Annotated in this window: 28 protein-coding genes; 13 read left to right on the top strand and 15 right to left on the bottom strand. The window is 52.3% G+C overall.

Features of this window, described 5'->3' with window-relative positions:
• Positions 1-258: 258 nt before the first annotated feature.
• The 5 genes from CHN51_RS09335 to CHN51_RS09355 all read right to left on the bottom strand — a co-directional run bounded on the left by CHN51_RS09335 (position 259) and on the right by CHN51_RS09355 (position 4,779).
• Positions 259-948 carry a DsbA family protein gene (locus CHN51_RS09335; RefSeq protein WP_100093773.1) on the bottom strand — a complete coding sequence of 230 codons (690 nt, stop codon included), beginning with the start codon at positions 946-948 and terminating at the stop codon, positions 259-261.
• A gap of 169 nt (positions 949-1,117) precedes the next feature.
• Entirely contained in the window at positions 1,118-1,573 is a 456-nt protein-coding gene (locus tag CHN51_RS09340; protein ID WP_100093774.1) for a hypothetical protein, read from the bottom strand.
• Between the two features lie 196 nt (positions 1,574-1,769).
• On the bottom strand, positions 1,770-2,027 hold the full coding sequence (locus CHN51_RS09345) for a DUF5676 family membrane protein (protein WP_100093775.1): 258 nt from the start codon (positions 2,025-2,027) through the stop codon (positions 1,770-1,772).
• A 105-nt stretch (positions 2,028-2,132) separates the two neighbouring features.
• Entirely contained in the window at positions 2,133-4,499 is a 2,367-nt protein-coding gene (locus CHN51_RS09350) for a heavy metal translocating P-type ATPase (RefSeq protein WP_100095515.1), read from the bottom strand.
• Positions 4,492-4,779 (bottom strand): hypothetical protein, encoded by a 288-nt coding sequence (locus CHN51_RS09355; RefSeq protein ID WP_100093776.1) that lies wholly within the window; start codon positions 4,777-4,779, stop codon positions 4,492-4,494. Before CHN51_RS09355 ends, CHN51_RS09350 begins: the two co-directional genes overlap by 8 nt.
• 128 nt (positions 4,780-4,907) lie before the next feature.
• Between CHN51_RS09355 and CHN51_RS09360 the strand changes: the two genes are divergently transcribed.
• Positions 4,908-5,180 carry a metal-sensitive transcriptional regulator gene (locus CHN51_RS09360; protein ID WP_100093777.1) on the top strand — a complete coding sequence of 91 codons (273 nt, stop codon included), beginning with the start codon at positions 4,908-4,910 and terminating at the stop codon, positions 5,178-5,180.
• Between the two features lie 47 nt (positions 5,181-5,227).
• Here CHN51_RS09360 and CHN51_RS20315 read toward each other — a convergent pair whose 3' ends face one another.
• From CHN51_RS20315 to CHN51_RS20190, 3 genes are read right to left on the bottom strand one after another with little or no spacing between them, the layout of a single operon-like run.
• Entirely contained in the window at positions 5,228-5,569 is a 342-nt protein-coding gene (locus CHN51_RS20315) for a hypothetical protein (RefSeq protein ID WP_201295654.1), read from the bottom strand.
• Positions 5,570-5,594: 25 nt separating this feature from the next.
• A complete protein-coding gene (locus CHN51_RS09370; protein ID WP_100093778.1) occupies positions 5,595-6,062 on the bottom strand; it encodes a DUF411 domain-containing protein in 468 nt (155 codons plus the stop codon).
• A gap of 55 nt (positions 6,063-6,117) precedes the next feature.
• Positions 6,118-6,915, bottom strand: coding sequence for a DUF2231 domain-containing protein (locus CHN51_RS20190; protein ID WP_236553976.1), 798 nt, complete (start codon positions 6,913-6,915; stop codon positions 6,118-6,120).
• 128 nt (positions 6,916-7,043) lie between these two features.
• Between CHN51_RS20190 and CHN51_RS09380 the strand changes: the two genes are divergently transcribed.
• From CHN51_RS09380 to CHN51_RS09415, 8 genes are read left to right on the top strand one after another with little or no spacing between them, the layout of a single operon-like run.
• A complete protein-coding gene (locus CHN51_RS09380; protein ID WP_100093779.1) occupies positions 7,044-7,340 on the top strand; it encodes a hypothetical protein in 297 nt (98 codons plus the stop codon).
• 13 nt (positions 7,341-7,353) lie between these two features.
• Entirely contained in the window at positions 7,354-7,791 is a 438-nt protein-coding gene (locus tag CHN51_RS09385; RefSeq protein WP_100093780.1) for a periplasmic heavy metal sensor, read from the top strand.
• The gene (locus CHN51_RS09390; RefSeq protein WP_236553974.1) at positions 7,792-8,370 is read left to right on the top strand and encodes an RNA polymerase sigma factor; all 579 of its coding nucleotides are present in this window, start codon (positions 7,792-7,794) and stop codon (positions 8,368-8,370) included. It abuts the gene before it with no gap.
• Positions 8,371-8,422: 52 nt separating this feature from the next.
• Complete coding sequence (locus CHN51_RS09395) at positions 8,423-10,246, top strand: copper resistance system multicopper oxidase (RefSeq protein ID WP_100093781.1); 1,824 nt, start codon at positions 8,423-8,425, stop codon at positions 10,244-10,246.
• Entirely contained in the window at positions 10,243-11,400 is a 1,158-nt protein-coding gene (locus CHN51_RS09400; RefSeq protein WP_100093782.1) for a copper resistance protein B, read from the top strand. Before CHN51_RS09395 ends, CHN51_RS09400 begins: the two co-directional genes overlap by 4 nt.
• 20 nt (positions 11,401-11,420) lie before the next feature.
• On the top strand, positions 11,421-11,894 hold the full coding sequence (locus tag CHN51_RS09405) for a nuclear transport factor 2 family protein (RefSeq protein ID WP_100093783.1): 474 nt from the start codon (positions 11,421-11,423) through the stop codon (positions 11,892-11,894).
• Positions 11,895-11,941: 47 nt separating this feature from the next.
• A complete protein-coding gene (locus CHN51_RS09410) occupies positions 11,942-12,670 on the top strand; it encodes a PepSY domain-containing protein (protein ID WP_159645589.1) in 729 nt (242 codons plus the stop codon).
• A 51-nt stretch (positions 12,671-12,721) separates the two neighbouring features.
• Positions 12,722-13,246, top strand: coding sequence for a DUF305 domain-containing protein (locus CHN51_RS09415; protein ID WP_100093785.1), 525 nt, complete (start codon positions 12,722-12,724; stop codon positions 13,244-13,246).
• Between the two features lie 309 nt (positions 13,247-13,555).
• Here CHN51_RS09415 and CHN51_RS09420 read toward each other — a convergent pair whose 3' ends face one another.
• Positions 13,556-13,954 (bottom strand): helix-turn-helix domain-containing protein, encoded by a 399-nt coding sequence (locus tag CHN51_RS09420; RefSeq protein ID WP_100093786.1) that lies wholly within the window; start codon positions 13,952-13,954, stop codon positions 13,556-13,558.
• Between the two features lie 103 nt (positions 13,955-14,057).
• On the opposite strand from CHN51_RS09420, the gene CHN51_RS09425 reads away from it, so the two are divergent.
• The 4 genes from CHN51_RS09425 to CHN51_RS09440 are packed head-to-tail and all read left to right on the top strand — an operon-like array spanning position 14,058 to position 16,373.
• The gene (locus tag CHN51_RS09425; protein ID WP_100093787.1) at positions 14,058-14,417 is read left to right on the top strand and encodes a mercuric transporter MerT family protein; all 360 of its coding nucleotides are present in this window, start codon (positions 14,058-14,060) and stop codon (positions 14,415-14,417) included.
• Positions 14,418-14,442: 25 nt separating this feature from the next.
• Complete coding sequence (locus CHN51_RS09430; protein WP_236554171.1) at positions 14,443-14,781, top strand: cation transporter; 339 nt, start codon at positions 14,443-14,445, stop codon at positions 14,779-14,781.
• Complete coding sequence (locus CHN51_RS20320) at positions 14,781-14,999, top strand: GDCCVxC domain-containing (seleno)protein (RefSeq protein WP_100093789.1); 219 nt, start codon at positions 14,781-14,783, stop codon at positions 14,997-14,999. The genes CHN51_RS09430 and CHN51_RS20320 overlap by 1 nt, the downstream gene beginning before the upstream one ends.
• A gap of 15 nt (positions 15,000-15,014) precedes the next feature.
• Complete coding sequence (locus CHN51_RS09440) at positions 15,015-16,373, top strand: NAD(P)/FAD-dependent oxidoreductase (protein ID WP_100093790.1); 1,359 nt, start codon at positions 15,015-15,017, stop codon at positions 16,371-16,373.
• A gap of 246 nt (positions 16,374-16,619) precedes the next feature.
• Here CHN51_RS09440 and CHN51_RS09445 read toward each other — a convergent pair whose 3' ends face one another.
• From CHN51_RS09445 to CHN51_RS09470, 6 genes are all read right to left on the bottom strand, one after another.
• A complete protein-coding gene (locus CHN51_RS09445) occupies positions 16,620-17,168 on the bottom strand; it encodes a manganese efflux pump MntP family protein (RefSeq protein ID WP_100093791.1) in 549 nt (182 codons plus the stop codon).
• Positions 17,169-17,189: 21 nt separating this feature from the next.
• The gene (dmeF, locus tag CHN51_RS09450) at positions 17,190-18,149 is read right to left on the bottom strand and encodes a CDF family Co(II)/Ni(II) efflux transporter DmeF (RefSeq protein ID WP_100093792.1); all 960 of its coding nucleotides are present in this window, start codon (positions 18,147-18,149) and stop codon (positions 17,190-17,192) included.
• Entirely contained in the window at positions 18,146-18,421 is a 276-nt protein-coding gene (locus CHN51_RS09455; protein ID WP_100093793.1) for a metal/formaldehyde-sensitive transcriptional repressor, read from the bottom strand. The genes dmeF and CHN51_RS09455 overlap by 4 nt, the downstream gene beginning before the upstream one ends.
• A gap of 120 nt (positions 18,422-18,541) precedes the next feature.
• Complete coding sequence (locus tag CHN51_RS09460; protein ID WP_100093794.1) at positions 18,542-19,210, bottom strand: phosphatase PAP2 family protein; 669 nt, start codon at positions 19,208-19,210, stop codon at positions 18,542-18,544.
• 126 nt (positions 19,211-19,336) lie between these two features.
• Positions 19,337-21,328 (bottom strand): heavy metal translocating P-type ATPase, encoded by a 1,992-nt coding sequence (locus tag CHN51_RS09465; protein WP_100093795.1) that lies wholly within the window; start codon positions 21,326-21,328, stop codon positions 19,337-19,339.
• On the bottom strand, positions 21,325-21,663 hold the full coding sequence (locus CHN51_RS09470) for a DUF190 domain-containing protein (RefSeq protein ID WP_100093796.1): 339 nt from the start codon (positions 21,661-21,663) through the stop codon (positions 21,325-21,327). Before CHN51_RS09470 ends, CHN51_RS09465 begins: the two co-directional genes overlap by 4 nt.
• Positions 21,664-21,667: the final 4 nt, after the last annotated feature.

The raw sequence follows: 21,667 nt of genomic DNA on the forward strand, positions 1-21,667 counted from the left end.
CAAGAAGAACGAATAGAAAGAGCTGTTTAAACACGAACCGAGTGTCCGGTGTTTTCCGATCCCCGTCAACCCAATCTTTGACCGAGATGATGGCGGTGAGGCAAGTCTTTGCGCCACTGTCCCACGGTAATGTGAATTGCCCACTTTCGCGATACTGAAGCCACATTGACAATGCCCTTTCTAGGCGAATAACCGGAATAACCTATTACCTTACAGAACCTTGTTGTTCGCGGACCTACGCCAACCTCGTGCGGTTCATCAGCACAGGCTCGCTGCATCCACACCTTGACTGGCCAACATTTCGTTCACATTTGCTGCAATCACACCGTAACTGACATTTCCGAACAGCTTCTGGCGGCCTTCGTTGATCACATATGTTGGACTGCCCTCGATCCCGTGTAGCTGAGCAAGGTCATAATCCTTTGTGAGCTTTGCAATGGCTTCACCGGTTTTGAATTTATTCAATATATTGTCAAAATCGACATGCAAGAGCCCTGCTATTTCTCGTTGCACATCCCAATCCGAGACATCCTCTGCTCTTGTAAAAAAGGCAGAGCGCAGTTCCCGCGCGGCGAGGATGGATGGTCGTTCAGCAACAGGGGCTTTGGATATGAAGCCCTCTTGCTCGATCAATTCCACCGCCTTGATGAACAGATGTGGGCTCGCCGATGAGCGCGGCCGTGTCTTTGCCCAGGTATCGCTGTGAATCGGCAAATTCTCGAATTTCCCGGCGATGCCTTGGACATGGTTCGCATAACCATCAAAACCGCCCCGGTCTGTCCATTGAGACGCGATTTTTGTCCATGTATCCGGGAATACAGAGCAGAAATGGATGTTGATAGTTATCCGATCACCAAACTCTGCTGTAAGCCGATCAAAATTGCTCTGGGAGGCATAGGCCCATACGCAAAGTATATCTGAAAAATGGTCAATTTGAGCGGTTGGCATTGCGACTGTCTTTCTGAAAGGCTGATAACCACCAGCCGCTATTACCAATGTGCAACGGGAAGCTCGGCGGCAAACTATTCAATGCGGGAATAGTGCATAGAAAGTGGGAAGAACCCGGCTTGTTCACTAGCTTGGCTTCTTCCCGCTTAATTGACCGCGGTCCTTTGCGCTATTTTTTTGGCGGCATCATCAGTTCCTGCTGCATCATCAGGCTTTCCATCATCTCATGCATCATACCCATATGCTGCTTCATTTTCTCCATATGTGCTGGGTCCATCTTCATCATGCCACCCTCGGCGATCTTGGCCTTCATTTTTTCTTTATGTGCCGGGTCCATCGCCATTGGCTTCTTTCCCTGTGCCATCATACCGCCTTCGGCCATCTTGGCCTTCATAGACGCCATATGGGCTTTCATCATGGCCATGTTTTCGGTCATGAGCTTTTCTCGCTCTGCAGGCGTCTTGGCGTTCTGGGCTCGCTCCATCATCTGTTGATGCGCGGAATGATCGCCCATCGGCATGGCATGACTCTGCATGGCGGGCTTCGGTTCCGGGGGCGCTGCGTAGGCCGCACAGCCGGTCAGCATGGTGAAAACAGCGACGGTGGCAAGGTAGGGAGTTCTCATGTATAATTTCCTTTTTGTGTAGTTGCCCTCATGGAGGACGAAATCGGCGGCGCGACATTATATTTTCACCAGTAAATACTGGGGTCAGAGGAATTATTCGCTCGAACTTCTGCTCGTCAATCAGCGCGTTTGATCATGTATTATGGTTTGGATTACAGGCGACATCTCGCATGATTGGCACCTCGATCCGTCGTCGCTAAGCAAGCAAGCGATTATAGGTAGCGGTAATCGCCCAGACGAATAGCCCGGAGAAAACACTCCACGTGACAAGCCCGACAAAAAAGCCTGTCCAATGCAATGACCAGCCCATACCCTCAAAATTCGAGTGGACCATATGACCGCTCATTTGCATCATACCGCCAGGGGCCAAGATGACAAAAAGACTGCATAATATCCACGCAACTCCGAAGATAATTGCAGTGGCTAAACCAAGCTTAATGGCATCGAACTTCATTTCGCTCTCCTGATTGAAAACCAGCCGCCCCGAAAATCGGAGACATCTTGCAACCAGTTACCAACTGACAATAACAGGCCATCCCTTCTACGCTCATAGGTAATATTACTGAGCCAGCGCTTTGCGGCGCAAGCGCAAGGCGTTAGCGATTACCGAAACAGACGATAGGCTCATCGCCGCCGCCGCGATCATCGGGCTGAGTAAGATGCCGAACCACGGATAGAGAATGCCTGCCGCAACCGGCACACCAAGCCCGTTATAGATAAACGCAAAGAACAAGTTCTGTCGGATATTACCCATTGTTAGCTGACTGAGGTGGCGTGCCTTGGCTATGCCACCCAAATCACCCTTGACCAGCGTGATACCCGCGCTTTCCATCGCCACATCGGTGCCAGTGCCCATCGCAATTCCCACATCGGCCTTGGCGAGAGCGGGAGCGTCATTGATGCCGTCTCCTGCCATTGCGACTATTTTACCCGCCGCTTGAAGCTCGCTGATGACCCGGTGTTTGTCTTCGGGTGACACATTGGCGTGGATTTCATCGATCCCTATCATCTTGCCAACGGCTTGCGCGGTGGCTTCGGCATCTCCGGTTAACATGACCACGCGGATATTGGCTTTGTGCAGCGCTTTGATCGCTTCTGCCGTGGTCGGTTTGATCGGATCGGCGACACCGATAAGACCCGCCGGTTTGCCATCGACGGCCACAAACATAACGGTTTGCCCTTGTGATCGGCCGTCCTGCGCCTTGGCAATCAGGTCCGCGCTCTCGGCACCGAGCCGGTCCATCATTTTTTCATTGCCGATGGCGACGCGCTTACCGCGTGCGCTGGCTTCAACCCCTTCGCCGGTCACCGACTGAAAATCGGTTGCCGCATCAAACGAAAGCCCCTTTTCCTTTGCGCCGGTTACAATTGCGGCTGCCAGCGGATGTTCACTCGCCATTTCGATTGCGGCCACAAGCGCAAGCATTTCGTCGCTGTCAAAACCCTTTTCCGGTTCGACCGAAACCAGTTTAGGCTTGCCCTCGGTGAGCGTGCCGGTTTTATCGACCACGATTGTGTCAATCTTCTCGAGAGTTTCGAGCGCCTCGGCATTTTTGATCAAAATACCGTTTTGCGCGCCCTTGCCGGTGCCAACCATGATCGACATCGGCGTGGCAAGGCCAAGCGCACAAGGACAAGCGATGATAAGGACCGCGACCGCGTTGACTAAGCCATAGGCCAGCGCCGGTTCTGGCCCCCAAATGGACCATATAATGAAAGTGGCAATAGCGATCAGAACCACCGCGGGCACAAACAGGCCAGCAACCGTATCAGCCAGTTTCTGGATAGGAGCACGGCTGCGCTGTGCTTCGGCGACCATCTGGACGATCTTGGCGAGAAGCGTATCCTTACCAACGCGTTCGGCGGTCATGATAAAGCTGCCAGTCTGGTTGACCGTGCCGCCGGTGACAACATCACCTTCAGCTTTCGCAACCGGTATTGGTTCCCCCGTAATCATTGATTGATCAATCGTGCTGGACCCCTTGGCAATGGTGCCATCAACGGGAACTTTATCGCCCGGACGGACGCGCAAGCTGTCGCCGCTCTGCACCAGGTCGAGAGATATTTCCTCTTCCGAGCCATCCGCGCCAACGCGCAGCGCAACTGGCGGTGCCAGTTCAAGCAACGCGCGCAACGCACTTGATGTCTGTCCGCGCGCTTTCAGTTCCAACACTTGCCCCAATAACACCAGGGTCGTGATGACAGCCGCTGCTTCGTAATAGACAGCCACGCCCCCATCATGGCCGCGGAATGCTGCCGGGAAAATGCTAGGAAACAGCGTCGCAACCAGACTGAAGCCATAGGCAACTGCCACGCCTAGACCAATCAGCGTGAACATATTGAGGTTCATGGTTTTAAGCGAATTCACGCCGCGCACAAAGAACGGCCACGCGCCCCACAGAACTACTGGCGATGCCAGCAAAAGCTGCAACCATTGCGATACTCCCGGCTCAAATAAACCTTCAAACGGCCTGCCCGGAATAAGGTCGCCCATCGCGTAAATAAAAAGCGGGATGGAAAACAACGCACTGACCCAGAAGCGCTTGCGCATATCGAGATATTCGGGATCGGGGCCAGTATCGAGACTAAAGGTCTCGGGTTCAAGTGCCATCCCACAGATCGGACAGGAACCCGGTCCTTCTTGCCTAATTTCTGGATGCATCGGGCAGGTGTAGATCGTGCCCGCTGGAACATTTTCTGATACTTCGCGGTGCTTTCCAGTGAGGTAATGCGCTGGGTCGGCGATAAATTTGGTTTTGCATCCGGCTGAACAGAAATGATAATCCCGAGCCGCATGATGCGCATGATGCTCGCTCTTGCTCGGATCAACATCCATACCGCATACGGGGTCTTTTACAGTCCCTACAGCAGTCTCTTTGTCTTTGCAGCAGCACGATTTGGCGGTCTCACTATCATTCTCAGACATGATCAGCACCTGCAACCTTGCGGCCTATCCACGCGCGCAGCGGGATAACCAACAATGCAATATACCATCCATAGAGAAAGCTACCGACCGCGCCTGCAAGAAAACCTTGCAAAGTCAGCCACTCAAATCCGGGCAGCAACGGCGCCCAAGACTCATGCATATGCATTGACTGCGGCGCTAAAAGACCAAAGCCAATGCAGATGAGGTAGCTGAAAAGCAAAAACAGGCTCAGGGTCCAGCCCCATATGAGGATTTGTTTGCGGTTTGAAACATGCGTCATTTCTAGCTCCTCTTGATCATTAACAAAATATACTATAGGGGGGTATAGTAGTAAGGCGGCGAAGTGTCAAGGTTGATGCCGCCGCTTCTTTAGATTGATCACGCTCCAAAATTTGGCATAAGGGCATCATGACAGACAAATTCACCAAAGAAATCGTGCGCATGCGAAAGATCGAGGGTCAGGCGCGCGGAATAGCTAAAATGATGGAAGATGATCGCTATTGTATCGATATCCTCCAGCAATTCTCCGCGATGGAAGCCGCCCTGCGCTCTACCAAAATGAAAATTCTGGAAATCCATACCAATCATTGCGTCGAGGAAGCTTTGACCTCGGGCAGCAAAGCTGACCAGAAAGAGAAAGTTGCGGAATTGGTGAACCTGTTCGGCAAGATGGGGAAATAGTCTGGCCCGAAGAATCGTAAAGCGGAGCTCCGAGCCAGACTATTCTCTTATTCAGGCGCGTCTTTTTTGGGCTCCATCATGCTATGATCCATCTTCGAATGGTCCATCTTCGGATCCATAGCTGGTTGCGCTTTGTCACTCGCATCCGGGGCTGACATTTTAGAGTGATCCATTTTGCTGTGGTCCATCTTCGAGTGATCCATCATCTGGCAGGACATTTTGCCATCGGCACCCTTCATCATCATGCCCGGCATTTTCATACCGTCTTTCATCATTTCGCATTTCTGCATCGCAGGCGCGCCGGCTTTCGGTGCCGTATGGTCATGAGCCAATACCGCCCCGCCAGACGTCAGAGCCATGGCTCCCAAAAATAGTGTAAGCTTTTTCATGATATTTCCTTTCTTGGTTTAAATTTCAATTGTAACTAGCGAAAACGCGTTGGCCGCTGTCGCCAAACGCTATAACTTGATAAGGCTGGGTTTGGTTTTGATATTCCATTCCAGGCGAGCCGACCGGCATTCCAGCGACGGCAAGGCCCTTCACTCCAGTAGGTTTTTCCCGCAGTAATTTGGCAATAGCATCGGCGGGCACATGCCCTTCGATAACATATCCCTCAACAATCATGGTATGACAGGATCGCAACGTTTCCGGCACTGCGTTCGCGTCTTTGACAGCGCTCATATTTAGGCTGTTCCGTGTTTCCACATCCTGTTTCATATTCGTTTCAATATGCTCGGCCCATTTTTCGCAGCAGCCGCAGCCCGGGTCGCGGAACATCACAAGCGGGGCAGCTTGAGCGGCGCTGGTGCAGGCAGCGAGCAAGCCAAAGAGCACCGATGCCAAAAGCGGGTTTTTCTTCAGTTTGCGGATGTGATTGAACATCTATCTTTCCTTCGGGTAATAACGAGCCATCTGCTCGATTTGGAGCTTGGCGTGTTTAGAAATTCATATGATTCATGCCGCCATGCATGAATGTGCCGCCCAGAAACGCTTGAATCAGCACGCCGATCGTCAATAGGCCCAGCAAGACGGCGAACAGTATTTCTTCGCTGCGATTGTGGTGAAAACGGCGTAGCCCGGCCCATGCCAACAGCACCGATCCGATTGCGACGGTCATTCCTAGATAGCGATGCGTGGTGAGGATCAGGTTGCGGTCATAAAGATAGAAACCACCAGCAAACCAGCCAAAAAACGCTGCGGCTACTGCGCCCAGGGCACCAATGACGAGCATAATTCGCGCTGCCGAACGCCAGTCAGGCTTACCGCGCGCAACACCAAACGCTTCGGCTGCAAACGCGGCAACAATCATGGCAATTGGAAAATGGATGACAACCGTATGAAGTTTGCCCAGCCAGATGAACAGGCGCTCACCAAAGCTCTTATTACTATTATCTGCCGCTTCGCTATGATCCATCATGCCTCCATGGCCGTCACCCATACCTTCTAAGTGGTTGCCTTCCGGCGCCACGGGGGCTGATCCATCGGGTATCATCGGCATCGTGCCATCATCCATCATATCCTGCATATCGGCGTTCTGCGCAGCTTCACCGGCTCCGTTAGCTTTTTCATGATGGTCTGCGCCAGTTCCCGGACCAGCGCCCATCTCGGTCGGATCGCCGTGCGCAAGAGCAGGAACGCTGAGCGAACTGAGACCAATTGCAATGCACATCATAAATTTGCGAAACTTCTTAATTGGCATCTCAGCCCTTCCTGTAAAAAATTTGAGGTCGCGCATTGCCGTGTCCTTGATGACCGCTAACCAATAATACGCAGCGATAATGGCCACCCCTCAAAAATAATTTCGAGGGCAAAGCTGTCCAGCATGCGTATAAAGAACAGAAACGACGAAATGGGATAATATCAATGCCGCTATCTGACACTAAACTTGATGCGATGCTTGCAAGCTTGCGGGCCGATCAATCAACCGAGGCGCTGGCAAGCGATGATGGTTTCCACAATGATGTCTGGCTCCGTGTCGGCGAAATGAATAGCAGCCGGCTTTCGCGCCAGAAAAGTCTACTGGCGGCGCTGATGTTCGTGACCGCGCTGGGCGCTGGGTTTGGAACGGCCGATCAGCCTGCGCTGGCGATGAACCAAACCAGCCCTTTGATTGGCGGTGCGGATTACTCGCCCGCCAACCTTCTTCACGTTTCACAGTGACGGTGATGAGCATATGAAATTCGGACCAATACAAATTATCCTTCTCGTCCTGCTGGCGCTTGGCGCAGGCTGGATCGGTTCCCTCGGTGCCAAACACTGGAGCCAAAGCGACGACCAAAATGTTGGGGTCCACAGCTTCGTTCACGAAGAGCTTGATCTTGATAAGGCACAAGAGAAGCAGCTTGCAGAGCTGGAAAGTGATTTCGGGATCAGGCGGCAGGCACTGGACCTCGCGCTGCGATCGGCCAATGCCGATCTTGCCGCTGCCATCGAAGAAGAACATCAATACGGCCCCAAGGTTTCTACCGCGATTGAAGCGGTGCATGTTCAAATGGGATTGTTACAAAAAGTCACTGTCGAACATCTCTTCAAGATGCGCGCTTTGTTAAATCCCGACCAGCAAAGGGCGTTTGACGAGCGGGTATCAAACTCGCTGACCGCAGGGTATTAAGTGCAAAAGTCGCAGTCTGACGCGCAAGTTCCGGAAAATGCGCTCATCGCAGAGGCTGCAAAAGGTAGCAAAACTGCATTCAACCGTGTGATGAACCAGCAAGCGCCCCGGCTGCAAAATATCGCCCTGAGAATGATGGGCAACAGTTCAGATGCCGAAGATGCCGTTCAGGAGGCGCTGGCAGCTGCTTGGTTCAAGCTCGCCAGCTTTGATTTGTCGCGACCCATTTCTCCGTGGCTCACCCGGATTACAGTCAATAAATGCCGCGATCTTTTGCGTAAACGTCGGATCAGGCAGTTTTTTGAATTTCACAGCGACAATGAAGCTGGCATGATAGTAGCTGACGATGCACCTGACCCAAGTGCAGAATTGCAGGCGCGTCAGGCGCTTGAAGTCATGCAAAAAGAGATCACTCGCTTGCCAGCGACATTGCGTGAGCCGTTTGTTCTGGTCACTTTTGGCGAGAATAGCCAAGCCGAGGCGGCGCATATTCTCGGAATATCTGAGAAAGCCGTCGAAACGCGAATTTACCGTGCCCGCAATCGCCTGCGAGAAATTTCTGAAAAATTTGAGGGGTGAAGGAGTCTCCTCCGTATTGAGAAGCATATCGGTTTAGTAATCAGGATCACATATGCTTTCTCTTCCCCGTCGCCGCTTCCTTTCATCTGCTCTGCTTGCTGGCGGCGCGGTCGGATTTTCCTCTTCCATGCCTGCTTGGGCACGCGGAGCAATGGCAGGTTCGGTGCGTAAGGGCATTGACGAAGTTTCAGGCTCAAGCATTGATCTTGCCATCGGACGCGGTCAATTTTCAACGGGCGGACGCAGCGGTCATGCAATCGCGGTGAACGGCACCGTGCCGGGGCCGCTGGTAAGGTTACGCGAGGGGCAGGATGTCCGACTGAATGTTACCAACAACCTCGATGAGGATAGCTCAATTCACTGGCACGGCATATTGCTTCCCTTCCAGTTTGATGGTGTTCCGGGCGTGTCCTTTCCCGGTATCAAGCCCGGCGAGACCTTCACAGCGCCCTTCAAGGTGCGCCAGAGCGGCACCTATTGGTGGCACAGCCATTCGGGGCTGCAGGAACAGATGGGGCATTATGGCCCAATCATCGTCGATCCTGCAGGGTCAGACCCGGTAGCTTTTGATCGCGAATATATCATCCTTCTCAGCGAATTTACGCCGATGCACCCACATGTCATCATGAAGAAGCTGAAACATGCTGATGGCTATTTTGACTATCAGAAAACCACTGCCACTGATGATCGCAAATTGAGCGGCAAAGAACGCCGAATGTGGGGCAAAATGCGGATGTCACCCACCGACATACTTGATGTGTCGGCGGCAACTTATACTTATCTTATCAACGGGCACGGCCCTGCCGATAATCTAGAACTGCTTTTCAACCCTGGAGAAAGGGTGCGGCTTAGGATTATCAATGGCAGCGCAATGACCTTCTTTAATCTGCGGATCCCAGGCCTGCCGATGACGGTGGTGCAGGCCGATGGCCAAAATGTCATGCCAGTAGAAACCGATGAATTACAGATCGGGGTTGCAGAAACCTATGACGTCGTTGTCCAGCCAACCGCGGACAAGGCCTTCACCTTCGTAGCAGAATCTATGGACCGCTCGGGCATGGGCGTTGCTACCTTGGTTCCCCGTGCAGGAATGCGCGCCGAAGTCCCGGCCCTGCGCGATCCGCCAATACTGACGATGGCTGACATGGGGATGGCGGGCATGGATCATGGAGCATCGGGTGGTGCGCCAGCAAGCGGCATGGACCATTCGCAAATGGATCACAGCAAGATGAGCGCTGATGAGATGGCCAAGATGGATATGCCCGGGATGGATATGAGCGGCGGTGATGGCATGGCCGGTGTGGACATGAGCGGTATGAAAATGCGCGACACGTCGATGCTGCCGTCCGATGTAAAAGTCGGTCCTGGCCTAGACATGGTTTCAATGAATGCGGCGGACCGCATGGGCGATCCCGGAATCGGACTCGACAAAGTCGATCACCGTGTCCTCAATTACAAGCAGCTCGCGGCTCTGATCCCGAGCACGGACCACCGCAAGGCCTCGCGCAACATGGAAATCCATCTAACCGGCAGCATGGAACGCTATATGTGGTCGTTCGACGGCCAGAAATTCTCAGCCGTCTCCGATGAACCAATCCGCTTCGCCTATAATGAGCGCGTTCGGGTGAAACTCGTCAACGACACGATGATGGCGCACCCGATCCATCTGCACGGACATTTCTTTGAACTGGTCAATGGTCAAAAGAACCAACCGCTCAAGCATACCGTGATTGTTCAACCGGGCGGCAGCGCCAGTTTTGACCTGACCGCCGATGAACCGGGCGACTGGGCGTTTCACTGTCATTTGCTTTATCACATGCACGCAGGGATGTTCCAGATTGTCACGGTTGCCTCACAATCGGGAGCGGACGCATGAAATCGCTGATAATCATTCTCGCGGTCGGTGTATCCGCACCTGCAATGGCGCAACATCAAGGCCATGACATGAGCATGCCAGGGATGACAATGCCCGCGCCAAAAGCAAAGCCCGAACCAAAGCCAACGCTAAAACCCAAGCCTGCGTCTGTTGCGCCGAAGCCCGCGCTTGCCAAACCACAAGCCAAGGCTGCGCCAAAAGCCAAGCCTGCAAAAATTCAGCCCGGCCCTCCCAACACGGTCCCCACCGAAGCGCCAATGGTGATGGACCATGGTAGCATGGATCATAGTCAAATGGACGAGCAGCCAGCGATGGCGGATATGGATCATTCGACAATGGATCATGGCCAGATGGATCATGAAGCTATGGATATGCCAGGTAATGACATGGCCGATATGACGGCGCCCATGGCTGACGAAACACCTCCTCCCGAAGCTGGTAGAGGGCCTGCGCGTGCTGCCGATGCGATATGGGGAGCTGACGCTATGAGCGGCTCCAGGAAGCAGCTGGCGGCGGAAAATGGCGGCATGAAAACGCTTTGGGTGATGGCTGATCGCGCTGAATATCGTGTGCGAGATGGCAAGAACGGCTACTTGTGGGACGGTCAGGGCTATTATGGCGGCGATATCGACAAATTCTGGTTCAAGAGCGAAGGCGAAGGCAATTTCGGCGAAAAGATAGAAAGCGCAGAGGTGCAGGCGCTATGGAGCCATGCCATTGCACCATTTTTCGATTTGCAAGCGGGCGTGAGGCAGGATTTTGCGCCGCGCGACCGGACCTATGCAGTTATTGGAATACAGGGTCTTGCGCCTTACCTGTTCGAAATCGATGGGGCAGCATTTTTGTCTGACCGGGGCGATTTGACTGCGCGCTTCGAGGCTGAATATGACCAGCGCATAACGCAGCGACTGATCCTGCAACCCCGCGCAGAACTCAATCTTGCGGCGCAGGATGTTCCTGAATTGGGGATTGGCGCGGGGATCGATGCTGCTGAACTGGGAATACGCTTACGATATGAATTTGCCCGCGAGTTTGCGCCCTATATCGGCATCGAACAGGAATGGAAAGTTGGGCAAAGCGCCAGATACGCGCGGGCGGGCGGAGAAGATCCCAGCGTCACCAATTATGTTATCGGGATTAGATTCTGGTTCTAATATTTTTAGGGGGGGGGAGTATGGAATATATTGGTTTGGCGCTAATTTTGACGCTTTCTACAATTTCTTATCAAGCTGTGGCGCACGATAAAGACGCAGAATCTGCATCTATGATGGGGACACCTGAAAGCACGCTCGAAGCATATCGAAGCGGCATAGAAAGTCTCGATGATACCAATATGCCCCGCCTATTCACGGATGACGCGCTGGTATTTGAAAATGGAAAAGCGGAGGGCAGCTTTAGCAATTATCTTGCCCATCATCTCAGTCCTGAACTCAAAGAGTTTGAGAGCTTTACATTCAACAATGAGACTATCGATATATCTGTCATAGGTGAAACAGCAATCGCCTGGGAAACCTATACATATACGATAGTGCTAAAGGATGGCCGGATTATCGAAAGGCAAGGCGTTGCCACTGCGGTTCTCGTGAAACGAGACGAAAGCTGGAAAATTGCTCAATATCACTCATCTTCCCGCACGCCCAAGAAATAGCATGGCAAGACAGCAATAAAACCGATGCCTTTTTGGGAGGAGATAGCGTGACACAAAAGACCCATATACGGGCGAGTAAAATTCATAAATGGCTCGCGCTCTTTATCGGTGCACAGTTGCTGCTCTGGTTTGCAAGCGGCGTTATTATGAGCGTTGTGCCAATCGAGACGGTCCGCAGCGAACATCTTGTCGCGCGAGAGCCTGAACAACTCAATAGCCTTGTTGGGCTAGTGACACCTGAAAATTTGGGTCGCGAAATATCGGGGAACGTGGTTTCCTTGCGATACCGTAGTGTCTTAGGCAGGCCTGTTGCTGAACTTGAAAATGGGCGAGGCGAGACATTCCTTTACGATGCCAAAACGGGCATCAAACGTAGCCAAATAACGTCAAAAGAAGCCGGGTTAATAACGTCTCGCGCTTGGATAACCGGTCGCCCCAATATTGCGGCCGTCGAAAAGGTTGTGACCGGCTCCACAGAATATCGAGGCGCGCTTCCTGCTTGGCGAGTTGATACCGAGGATGACGTTTCTGTCTATATTCCGCTATCGACTGGCGAGATTGCAGCGGTGCGTAGCACAACTTGGCGTGTTTATGATTTCTTCTGGGGTCTGCATATCATGGACTGGAAAAACCATGAGAATTTCAACAGCTGGTGGCTCGTCATTTTTGCATTGGGCGGCCTGACTATGGCTCTTTCTGGATTGTTACTCATCATTAAGCGATGGCCGTTTCGGCGAAGTCGTAAGGGCCGGAACCTTCACACTACTCACGCGTAGTCTGGCCGTATTAAAAACACTTGCGCCTGATAAAAATAGGGAGAGGAAAACATGGGTAAATACACACGTTTCATCGTCATGATACTGACTTCAACGCTTGCGATGTTCGGGCTGATGTATCTCAACACCTATGCATTCGACCACGTATATTTTAGTGAGACACGCACATGGATGGCAATCTACATGGGCGCTGCGATGGCGATTATCATGTTGTTATTTATGCTTGGCATGTATGATGATAAGCGCAAGAATGCGATGATATTGGGCGGCGCAGTTCTCATATTTGCCGGCTCCTTGTTTCTTGTCCGATCGCAGGATACGGTTTCCGATCAGGCGTGGCAAAAGGCGATGATACCTCATCATAGCATTGCCATACTGACAAGTGAGCGCGCCAATATTGAAGATAAAAGAGTGCGCGAGCTAGCCGATGGAATTATCAGAGCCCAACGGAGAGAAATCAAAGAAATGGAATGGTTGATCAACGATATCAATCAAAATGGCAAGGCAACGACAGATGCAGAAGCCTCGGCGCGCGCCGTCCCAAAATTTGAAGGCGAGCTAAATCCCGCCGACTAACGCTAATGCTCACATCATTACAAACGTCCGAGTAGTTATCTATAAAGCCATTTTTTTCTGATGCCCGTCTGTTAGTTCTGATGTTGGATCAATATTGAGAGTTGAGCTGCTGTAGTTGCGAAGATTGAAACTATATGGTTGGAGATGCTAACCGTAGACTAGCAAGCGGTGCCTGCTTCCACTCAACTGAACATTGGAAGCCGCCATATCGCCAACGGCCCAATAGCAGTCGGTCCGATACGCGCCCATTTGAAGACATTAGCGTCTGGGCTGCCATAACCCGATAGCGGGCCTAAGGCCGAGCCATATTCAGTGAAACATTGCATCAACGATGGCGCAGTCCGGGACTTCTCCGCCATCGCATTTCTGCGCCATGTCCGACAATGTTTGCTCCAAACGTTTCAGGTCGGATATTTTCTGTTGAATAGTGGTAATGTGATTGTTGGTTACGGCCAGCACTTCGCCGCACGTATATTCGTTGGAATCGACCAGGCCGAGCAGGCCTCTCAGCTCTGCAATTGAAAAACCGAGTTCCCGTGCGCGCAGAATGAAGCGTAACCGCGCCTGATCATCGGACGAATAGACCCGGTGACCACTGCTCGTGCGATCTACGGCGCGTAACAGCTCGATATTCTCGTAATACCTTATCGTTTCGATGTTACATCCGGCGATTTTCGCCAGTTTTCCGCGCTTGACAGATGGTTGCATAAAAAGTCCTTGTTCCTGTAGTTACTACAGAGAGTATAGTCGTCTCCATCGAAGATCAATCGCAATGAAAGAGTATATTTTGCCAGGGACTATCCAGACAGAAATGCCTGCTCCATCACCGGACAAACGCAGTTGGTGGGCTGTTGGCGGCATCTCCGGGGCTATATTGGCATCGTCCTGCTGCATCGCACCACTCGTCCTTGTAACACTTGGAGTTAGCGGAGCGTGGATCGGAAATCTAACTGCGCTCGAACCCTATAAGTGGTATTTTGTGTCAGTGACCCTCGGGTTTCTGGCTGCGGGTTTTTGGCATGTCTATTTTCGGACAAAACCTGCCTGTGAAGAAGGCTCATATTGTGCCCGACCACAATCCACCATCGTCACGAAAACCGCTCTCTGGGTGGGAACATTGCTCATCGCTCTATCCATCACAATCGATTGGTGGGCACCGTATTTTTATTAGGAGAAAGATTATGAAACCTGCTTACATCATTTTTACAGTCGTTGTCGCTCTTGGAGCAGGCGGACTGGGAGCGGTGGCATTGTTGCCGACGTCCGGTGCTCAAGCCGTTGCAGAAGCGGCATCTCAGAATGCCCCAAAAACTGAAACATTCGATATCGAAAAAATGACCTGCGCCGCCTGTCCGATTACAGTCAAGAAGGCGATGGGCAAGGTCAGCGGCGTGTCTTCTGTCGATGTCGATTTTCAGGCAAAAACCGCAACAGTGACCTTTGATCCCAAACTGGCAAATGCATCCGCAATTGCTTCTGCATCGACCAACGCCGGTTATCCAGCCAGCATAGTGGCTGATGGAGCGGATCGCTGATGCAGCCTCAATCCAGATTGACCTGCCCTGATTGCGGGCATCAGGAAACCGAGACCATGCCGACCGATGCCTGTCAGTTCTTCTATGACTGCAAGGGGTGCAAGATTGTTTTGCGACCCAATGCGGGCGATTGCTGTGTCTACTGCTCCTTTGGCACCGTTCCGTGTCCGCCCATTCAGGAGGCTCAGGCATCTGGCGCAATCGCGTCCTGTTGCTGAGATTGAGGGATTCAAATGGAAACACAAAAATTCGATCTTGTTGTTCTGGGCGTCGGCATGGCGGCCGTCACCGCGGCTAACAAATGTGCGTCAGCTGGCTGGTCAGTCGCAGTCGTGGACGAGCTACCCTATGGCGGCACATGTGCCCTTAGAGGATGCGACCCCAAAAAGATGTTGAGGCGCGGCGCCGAAATATTCGACGCTGCTTCCTTGATGAAGGGCAAGGGCATAGAGCCCGGCAGCCTGGCTATCAACTGGTCGGACCTGATGGCGTTCAAGCGGACATTCACGGAAAAAATGCCGCCAAAAATAGAATCTGGACTCGATGTGAACGGTGTCACCACGTTGCACGGCAGCGCAAAATTTATCGGCAAAAATAAAATCGAGATTAGCGGTAATACGCTGCTGGAAGCGAAGAAGGTGCTGATTGCTACAGGTGCAAAGCCCCGAAAAATTGATTTGCCTGGGGCGCAGTATCTCATTGATAGCACAGAGTTTCTGGAACTGGAGAGCCTCCCGAAAAAGATCTTGTTTGTCGGTGGCGGGTTCATCTCCTTCGAGTTCGCTCATATCGCGGCGCGCGCGGGCAGCGACATTCAGATCATTGATCGCGGCGAGCGTGCGCTCAAGGGATTTGATCCCGATCTTGTCGATAAATTGCTGGAGCGAAGCAAAGAGGCAGGAATCGAGGTGGTTCAGAAGACCAGTCTCGTCTCCATCGCCCAAGAAGGTAGCGGCTATTCGGCTACCCTTGATGTCGACGGCAACACGCAAAAATATTCGGTTGATCTGATCGTGCATGGCGCGGGGCGCGTTCCTGCGATCGACTATCTCGATCTGGACAAGGCGGGCGTCGATTCCAGCGCCCACGGCGTCAAAGTGAATGAATTTCTGCAAAGCATCTCCAATCCGTCAATTTATGCAGCGGGTGATGCGGCGGACACCAAAGGTGCACCGCTCACGCCGGTGGCCGTGTTTGAAGGCAAGGTGGCTGCGTCAAATATGCTGAAAGGCAATCATGCCAAACCGGACTATAAAGGCGTTCCCACAGTGGTATTTACGATACCCGAACTGGCGCGCGTGGGCATGCTGGAAGAAGAAGCAAAAGCGGCCGGTTACAAGCTGCGCATCGCGACAAACGATACAAGCGGCTGGTATTCCAATCTTCGGGTGGGGGAGACCTGCGCTGCAACCAAAGTCATCATCGACGATGAAACCGACAAGATATTGGGCGCGCATTTGCTGGGGCCGGAATATGCCGAAATCATCAATTTCTTCAGTCTGGCGATGCGGCTTGATTTGACCACCAGCGACCTGAAAAAAATGGTGAGCGCCTATCCATCGGTTGGTTCCGATATTGGCTCGATGTTGTGAGGTAAACTGCTATAACTTTGAAGATCGAAATTAAATCGTTGGAGGTCGTTAAAGTGAACAAACCGATGACCTCTGCTTTCGCACAACCGAACATTGGAAGCCGCCAGTCTGAAATGCGTCCAGTTGTTGTCGTTCCCGCGATCTGTTCTCGATACTGAAAGCTGAATTTCAGCGTATCAAACTTGCAGTCGCAGCCAAGATACACTGAAAATATAATCTCAGATCAATTGGCTTTATCCAAGGTAGCTAGTGTTCGACGAAGATTTTGATTCCCAGGCCAATGAGAATGACGCCTCCTGCGACTTCGGCATGTCTCCCGATGCGCGAGCTTGCCATTCCGCCGATCATCACGCCCAAGCTGGAAAGCAAAGCTGTAACTGTCCCAATAATAACACAGGCCAGTAAAACCGGAAGGCCAAGAGCAGGCAGCATGATGCCGGCAGCAAAGGCGTCTATGCTCGTTGCTATCGCAGCCGTTCCCAGCGCCCAGCCTGAGAGACTGGACACCGCATCTCTTTCGTTCCTGCCCAGCGCTTCCCAAAGCATTTTTAACCCTAAACCGCTGAGCAGAATGAGAGCAATCCAGTGATCATAAGCGCTGATCTCCGAAACAAAAGCTATTCCAAGGGCCCATCCCAGAAATGGCATGATGCCCTGCGCTACGCCAAATGCCATTCCCGTTCGAGTGGCGTGAAACATGGAATTATGTCCTGCAGCCCCTTGAGCAACCGCCACCGCAAAGGCGTCCATCGCCAAGCCCACAGCAAGAGCTACAATGAGAAACAGGTTTTCCATTTAATGCGCTTTCCCAGCCGTCTAAGCTGGATTCACTTCCACGGTGATATGAGAAAGCCCCACGGTTTCGGCCAGTCTCTCGCGATAAACAGCGGGGGCTGTATCACTTTCCGTAATGACTGCTACAATAGCGGCATGGTGTCCTGGACCCAGTTGCCAGACATGCAGGTCGGAGATTTTGTCTCCAGCTTCCTCGATGATCGAGCGGATTTTTGCTGAGACTGGGTCGCCCGCTTTTCTGTAATCCAGCATCGTTGAGCCGGTATCGCGCATCAAACCCCATGACCAGCGCGCAATGACAAGCGAACCGACGATACCCATGAGCGGGTCAAGCCATATCCATCCGTAGATGCTGCCGGCTATCAGCGCAATTATTGCCAATACCGATGTTAGAGCATCAGCCAGCACATGGAGATAAGCAGCGCGCAGATTTTGGTCCCGGCCATGGTGTTCAGCATGATGGTCGTGATCGTGGCTATGATCGTGATGATGGCTGTCCCCGTGATGATGATCATGATCGTCGCGAAGCAACCAAGCACTGACCAGATTCACAATTAGGCCAATGACGGCTACGAAGATTGCCTGGGGGAAGCTGATCGGGATCGGATTGGCCAGTCTGACGACACTTTCCCATCCTATCAGTAGTGCAACCAACGCCAGAACGATCGCACTGGCAAATGCGGCAAGATCTCCCACCTTCCCGGTGCCAAACGTGAAGCGGGGGTTCTTGGCATTGCGGCGCGCAAAAAGATAGGCGATCGCAGCTATCAGCATCGCAGCGGCATGCGTGGACATATGCCAGCCGTCGGCGACCAGCGCCATCGAACCGTAGACGGTTCCTGCTGCAATCTCGACAACCATCATCACGCTGGTCAGGGCAATAACGAACCAGGTTCGGCGCTCGTTGCGCTCGTGATTTTGGCCTAGAAATACGTGATCATGTTCGTGACCGGTTTGCGTTGCACTTTCGGAGGCGATCATTTCAAATATGTCCTGATAACCTGAATCAGATCAGTCGCGCCCTGCGCGCGTTCCTCGTCAGTGTCCGTTTCAGGATTGGAGACATGTTCGCGGACATGATCCTCAATCAATTCCACGGTAAGCCCATTTACGGCTCCTCGAACCGAGGCGACAAGATTGAGTATCTCACCGCAAGGAGCCTTGTTTTCCAAAGCCCGCTCAATGGCTTCTAGTTGCCCTTTAAGGCGGCTGACGCGCGCCAGAAGCTTTTTATCATCCGATGTATGTGACATAGCATAGGGGGCTACCCTATATTCTGAATTTTGTAAAGGACCTGTTGAATCGCAATAGATTATGTCCCCCGTCAGCGATTGATTGAGTGTTCATCGCGTTGGCTTGGCGTGGCAGTGGTTTTAGATGTATTGCGCATCTGTTCTACTATTTTTCAATAGCCACAAACAGCACCAACTGAGCCCAAAAATCCAACCGCCCAGCACATCGCTTGGCCAATGGACGCCCAAGGCAATCCTCGACGTGCCGATCAAGACAGCCAATAATAGCGCACCACAAATCAGGGAAAAACGTGCATATCGGCCTGGCACGAGTTTAAATAGCGCCAGTGCGGTAAGGATATAGGCGATAGTCGAGTTCGCGGCATGGCCGCTTGGAAAACTCGCTGAATTGGGAACAGAAAGATATTCTACAATCGCAGGTCGCGGCCTGCCGAAAAAATCTTTTAATAAGGATACTGCCCAAAATCCACTGAGAGACAAAGCGGGCAACAAGAATGCATTGAAATAGGCTTTTTTGGCGATCAGAAAGAATGATACGGCAAATATGACCAGAAGCAGGAAGGTTGAATCTCCCAAAAAGGTGATATTGCGGACAAATTGGAGCAGCCAGTCCGGGCCCATCAGTATATCCGAATTTCTCGGCGATCGAAAAGCAAGCAAAAGGGTTCTATCTATTGCATCTAAATGACCTTTCGCCACCTTCGACCAGAATACCAAGAAAATTCCGGCTAGAATGAATGATGGTATCAATTCGAAACCGCGCTGAAATATCTTTAGACGAACGCTCATATCTTCACTCGTTTTTTGCGTTTTGGGTCAACCCTGCTTGATTGCATTAAACTCGGCTCAAATCTGATATTCAACAGGCTCTCGCTCTTCCATCCATGAGCACGACCGGCATGATGGCCGCACCGATTAACTTTCCTTATATCCCAGCAGCCGCAAGGCATTTATGACCACGACAAGCGTCGATCCTTCATGCATCACGACAGCGGGGCCGATCCCCAGGCCGAAGAGTGTTGCCGGGATCAATACGGCCACCACGCCGAGACTGATCCAAAGATTTTGACGGATAATGCTACTTGTCGATCTGCTGAGACCAACGGCAAAAGGCAATGTTGCCAGATCATCTGCCATTAACGCGATATCTGCCGTTTCAAGCGCGACATCGGAACCGGCGGCTCCCATGGCTATTCCAACAGTCGCATTTGCCATCGCGGGGGCATCGTTCACACCATCACCAACCATCGCCACTCCGCCCTGATCGCTCAGTTGAGCAATTTTCTCGACCTTGTCATCCGGCATTAGGTCACCAAAGGCTTCGTCAAGACCTACTTCCAGGGCGATCGCGTCGGCGACTTTCTGATTGTCGCCAGAAATCATCATCATCCGTGAGATTCCAATAGACCGGAGCTTGTTTATCACTTCGGACGCTGCAGCGCGGGGCGTATCCATGAGGCCGAGAACGCCAATAAATTTGCCGCCACGCCTGACAATCATGGTGGTGCGACCGCGTGAAGACATTTCGGTGACTTTTTGGGCGACATCTTCAGGAAGCGAATCCTGATCATCGTCGAGAAACAGCCCCGCTTTTCCTATCAAGACCTTTTCGCCATTGATTTTGGCAGTAACGCCTTTGCCCGTTATGCTCTGAAAATTTGTAGCGATCAGATCCGATGATCCGAGGCGTTTTTCTGCAGCACGCACAATAGCTTGCGCCAGAGGGTGATCACTATGCACTTCGACAGCGGCAGAAATAGCGATGAGTTCGTCTGCTCCAATTTCTCCGAAAGGCACCGTTTCGACTAACTCCGGTTCGCCAATCGTAAGGGTCCCGGTTTTGTCAAAAGCGATCGAATCAAGCTTACCCAGCATCTCGAGAGGCGCGCCGCCCTTTATGAGAACGCCGCCCCGCGCTGCACGGGCAATCCCGCTTAAAACAGCGCTGGGTGTTGCAATAGCCAGCGCACAGGGGCTGGCGGCAACGAGGACTGCCATCGCCCTGTAAATGCTATCGGAGACTGGCTCGTCTATCACCAACCAAGAAAATCCAGTTGCGATTGCAAGCAGAATGACAACCGGCACAAAAATCCGCTCAAACTTATTGGTGAAGCTCTGCGTTGGCGATTGACGCGTCTCCGCATCGTTCACCATTTCGACAACCCGGGCCAATGTGGTTTCCGACGCCAATCGGGTGACTTGCACTTCGAGGCTACCGCTTCCGTTTATGGATCCGGCGAAAACCCTATGTTCGGATTTGACTTTATCGGCTGCTTTGGCCGCCGCTGCAGCATTGTCGACCGGACGCTTGTCGACCGGGACGCTCTCACCGGTTATGGGAGCCTGGTTGACGCTGCTCGCCCCTTTGACAACAAAACCGTCTGCTGGAAGTCGCTCGTTGGAGCGGATGATTACAATATCGCCGATTACCAACTCGGCCACGGGCAATCGCAATTCCTCTCCATCCCTGCGGACCACCGCCTCCTCGGGAGCAAGGTCAGACAGTGCGGATATGGCATTGCGCGCGCGGGCCATTGCATAATTTTCAAGTGCATGGCCGATGCTGAACAGGAATAATAGAAATGCTCCCTCTGCCCATGCCCCGAGCCACGCCGCCCCGCCGGCGGCAACGATCATGAGAAAATCTATTTCAAATTTTCGATTTCTGATTTTTTCGAAGGCTTCCAATATCGTAAAATAGCCGCCGAAAAAATAGGCCGCTACCAAAAACCAGAACCCAATATTCGCCGGCAGAAGATTGATTTTTGGTCCCAGCCATCCGGCAAGAAGGGTTGCACCGCAAAGGCCTGCAAATACCATTTCTGCACGGCCACCAAGCAGCCTGTCGATTAGCCCTCCGTGCGAGTGATCCGAATTTTCCGAATGCTTGCTGTGCTCATCGGTCATTTCTGTTCTGCCGCTCGCGTGAGAACATCAACCTTTTCGAGGCTGACTAGCCCGATCCCCCGCAGATCGTCTAGCTGAGTGTAGAAATCTTCCAGTCGTGCCCGGGCATCGATTATTTCGATCACCACCGGTGGATTATCGCCAATTCCGAACGCGTGATGTTCATGAACAATGGAAGACGAGGAGAACCCCAATATTCCTTTCAGGACGGTGCCTCCGCGAAGGCCATAAGATCTGGCCCGATCAATAATGGTGGTAACAACTGTCTCGTCCCCATGCATTGCGGCTTCATCGGTATAAATCCGCATGAGTGATATTTGTTGTGGCTTTTGCATTATG

The organism is Sphingorhabdus sp. YGSMI21 (genome assembly GCF_002776575.1).
GTDB lineage: Bacteria > Pseudomonadota > Alphaproteobacteria > Sphingomonadales > Sphingomonadaceae > Parasphingorhabdus.

Bases quoted from the DNA above. Each gene is read 5' to 3' on its own strand.
- CHN51_RS20320 (WP_100093789.1), top strand. From the start codon at position 14,781: ATGCAGCCTCAATCCAGATTGACCTGCCCTGATTGCGGGCATCAGGAA.
- CHN51_RS09355 (WP_100093776.1), bottom strand. From the start codon at position 4,779: ATGACGCATGTTTCAAACCGCAAACAAATCCTCATATGGGGCTGGACC.
- CHN51_RS09460 (WP_100093794.1), bottom strand. From the start codon at position 19,210: ATGAGCGTTCGTCTAAAGATATTTCAGCGCGGTTTCGAATTGATACCA.
- CHN51_RS09425 (WP_100093787.1), top strand. From the start codon at position 14,058: ATGCCTGCTCCATCACCGGACAAACGCAGTTGGTGGGCTGTTGGCGGC.
- CHN51_RS09335 (WP_100093773.1), bottom strand. From the start codon at position 948: ATGCCAACCGCTCAAATTGACCATTTTTCAGATATACTTTGCGTATGG.
- CHN51_RS09360 (WP_100093777.1), top strand. From the start codon at position 4,908: ATGACAGACAAATTCACCAAAGAAATCGTGCGCATGCGAAAGATCGAG.
- CHN51_RS09455 (WP_100093793.1), bottom strand. From the start codon at position 18,421: ATGTCACATACATCGGATGATAAAAAGCTTCTGGCGCGCGTCAGCCGC.
- CHN51_RS20190 (WP_236553976.1), bottom strand. From the start codon at position 6,915: ATGCGCGACCTCAAATTTTTTACAGGAAGGGCTGAGATGCCAATTAAG.
- CHN51_RS09470 (WP_100093796.1), bottom strand. From the start codon at position 21,663: ATGCAAAAGCCACAACAAATATCACTCATGCGGATTTATACCGATGAA.
- CHN51_RS09405 (WP_100093783.1), top strand. From the start codon at position 11,421: ATGGAATATATTGGTTTGGCGCTAATTTTGACGCTTTCTACAATTTCT.
- CHN51_RS09395 (WP_100093781.1), top strand. From the start codon at position 8,423: ATGCTTTCTCTTCCCCGTCGCCGCTTCCTTTCATCTGCTCTGCTTGCT.
- CHN51_RS09420 (WP_100093786.1), bottom strand. From the start codon at position 13,954: ATGCAACCATCTGTCAAGCGCGGAAAACTGGCGAAAATCGCCGGATGT.
- CHN51_RS09400 (WP_100093782.1), top strand. From the start codon at position 10,243: ATGAAATCGCTGATAATCATTCTCGCGGTCGGTGTATCCGCACCTGCA.
- dmeF (WP_100093792.1), bottom strand. From the start codon at position 18,149: ATGATCGCCTCCGAAAGTGCAACGCAAACCGGTCACGAACATGATCAC.
- CHN51_RS09440 (WP_100093790.1), top strand. From the start codon at position 15,015: ATGGAAACACAAAAATTCGATCTTGTTGTTCTGGGCGTCGGCATGGCG.
- CHN51_RS09380 (WP_100093779.1), top strand. From the start codon at position 7,044: ATGCCGCTATCTGACACTAAACTTGATGCGATGCTTGCAAGCTTGCGG.
- CHN51_RS09385 (WP_100093780.1), top strand. From the start codon at position 7,354: ATGAAATTCGGACCAATACAAATTATCCTTCTCGTCCTGCTGGCGCTT.
- CHN51_RS09350 (WP_100095515.1), bottom strand. From the start codon at position 4,499: ATGTCTGAGAATGATAGTGAGACCGCCAAATCGTGCTGCTGCAAAGAC.
- CHN51_RS09445 (WP_100093791.1), bottom strand. From the start codon at position 17,168: ATGGAAAACCTGTTTCTCATTGTAGCTCTTGCTGTGGGCTTGGCGATG.
- CHN51_RS09370 (WP_100093778.1), bottom strand. From the start codon at position 6,062: ATGTTCAATCACATCCGCAAACTGAAGAAAAACCCGCTTTTGGCATCG.
- CHN51_RS09465 (WP_100093795.1), bottom strand. From the start codon at position 21,328: ATGACCGATGAGCACAGCAAGCATTCGGAAAATTCGGATCACTCGCAC.
- CHN51_RS09415 (WP_100093785.1), top strand. From the start codon at position 12,722: ATGGGTAAATACACACGTTTCATCGTCATGATACTGACTTCAACGCTT.
- CHN51_RS20315 (WP_201295654.1), bottom strand. From the start codon at position 5,569: ATGAAAAAGCTTACACTATTTTTGGGAGCCATGGCTCTGACGTCTGGC.
- CHN51_RS09345 (WP_100093775.1), bottom strand. From the start codon at position 2,027: ATGAAGTTCGATGCCATTAAGCTTGGTTTAGCCACTGCAATTATCTTC.
- CHN51_RS09340 (WP_100093774.1), bottom strand. From the start codon at position 1,573: ATGAGAACTCCCTACCTTGCCACCGTCGCTGTTTTCACCATGCTGACC.